Origin of the sequence: Petrotoga sp. HWHPT.55.6.3 (assembly GCF_002895495.1) — a bacterium.
GTDB classification, from domain to species: Bacteria; Thermotogota; Thermotogae; order Petrotogales; family Petrotogaceae; genus Petrotoga; species Petrotoga mobilis.
This window is the reverse complement of record NZ_AZRJ01000018.1, coordinates 1-1,644: the sequence shown is the minus strand read 5'-3', so window position 1 is coordinate 1,644 and position 1,644 is coordinate 1. Positions and strand designations below refer to the sequence as shown.

Here is a 1,644-nt window from a genome sequence, read left to right as displayed (position 1 = left end):
AAACTCTAAAATTATCTTATTCATATTCGTAAACTGCTAAATTTTTGAGAATCCAAATTTCAAAAATCATAAATTTCTAATTCAATATTTAATACACAAAAAGTAACGCACAAACATTTATTTAGTTAATATATAATTATGCTAAGTTACATTATTAAATATCCGTAATGCTACGTGTTAGATCATAATTAAGTGTCATCGAAATAGGGTATTGGTTAGATAGTATTTATGTCTTTGAACTTGATTTGCTTTTTGTTAGTTGAATGTTGTATAATTTATCCACAAGAATATTTATTTCTTCTCTTAATTTTACCATGTTTAAGGTTTCGTATGTTTTCTTTAGTTGAGATTTAGTTTTTTCGCTAACAGTATTGCTTTCAAGCAACCGTTGGTATGGAGTCTTAGGTTTCTCATATTCTTTTTTTATTGTTTTACCCTTGTCGTTCTTTACTTTGTTTTTTAGTTTAAAGTTGGGTATGAAGAAGTTATCTAGTAAGTCTGCTTTGCTGTAAATCTCGTTGAGCAGACTTACCTCTTCTTCACTCTCATACCTGAAATACCCCACCAATTTTCTTACCTTATCCCCGTTCTTTTGTTCCACGTGAGCGTTATCGTTTTTCTTGTAAGGTCTACTCCTTGAAAGTTTAACTTCGTTATTCCCTTTTACCTTTTCAAAAAGCACTTTAAGTATAGTCTTATCGTTATCAGGATGATAATGTATAATGTCAACAGGCAGCTTCGTATGAGCAAGAAGATCCATATTCTCAACGCTCCTTTGATTTTTACCAAGCCCTGCAGCTCTTGATATCCATTGTGAATAAAGATCCGTATATACAGCTGTCACAGCAAAGGGCCCTGCACTCGATCCTCCATTATGTTCTACGAAATCAACTTCAACATATCCTACCTCTTCAAAAGCATATCTTCCAAAGTTTGCTGAAATTGGTACCTTTTGATATATGAACGCATTACCTTTATGCTTCTTTGTAGATACCTTAGGAAATCTACTTACCATTCTTTTCAATGTACCTAAGGATACCTTCTTTGCTTCTTCTGTCTTTGAAAGTTCATACAATGAAAATCTGTTATTCTTTTTCAATTCCTCGATGTATACTTCCAACATTGGATGAAGTTTTTCAGCACAAATACATCCAGATAATCCCCAACATTTCCACAATATCACTTCATGAATAGGTCCATACTTCTTCTTTGGTCCTCTTCTCTTTTTTGAATTCTTTTGAGTGTCTCTTTCTTGAAACAGATATCTCTTCTTATATCTTTCAAACCTTTTTACAGCTGTAGCTCTTTTTACTTTTGTTAACTCACAATACTTTGAAATAATCTCTGACTTCTCTTTTTTACTTGATTTCAAATATTTTTCTATCAACCTTTTGGTTAGTTCCATATCGAATGCCTCCATTTTTTCCTTGCCTCCTTCCAAAAGAGTCAAGGATATGATATCATTTCAAAGACATCGAATTATGATCTAACCAATCTTTTTCACGGACATGTAATATTATCTAATGCGCAAATTTGACATTTTAAAATTTTTGTTGTATAATGCTTATGCAGATTAGTTGCAAAAACAAATCATTTGCATTTGTGGTATTAACAGTTTAACGTGATTCATGTTTATCCCGAAGA

General features: G+C 31.9%; 1 protein-coding gene. It reads right to left on the bottom strand.

The window, feature by feature from the left end; translation table 11 throughout:
- Nucleotides 1-226 precede the first annotated feature (226 nt).
- On the bottom strand, nt 227-1,420 hold the full coding sequence (locus tag X926_RS06375; RefSeq protein WP_103065457.1) for a hypothetical protein: 1,194 nt from the start codon (nt 1,418-1,420) through the stop codon (nt 227-229).
- Nucleotides 1,421-1,644 lie beyond the last annotated feature (224 nt).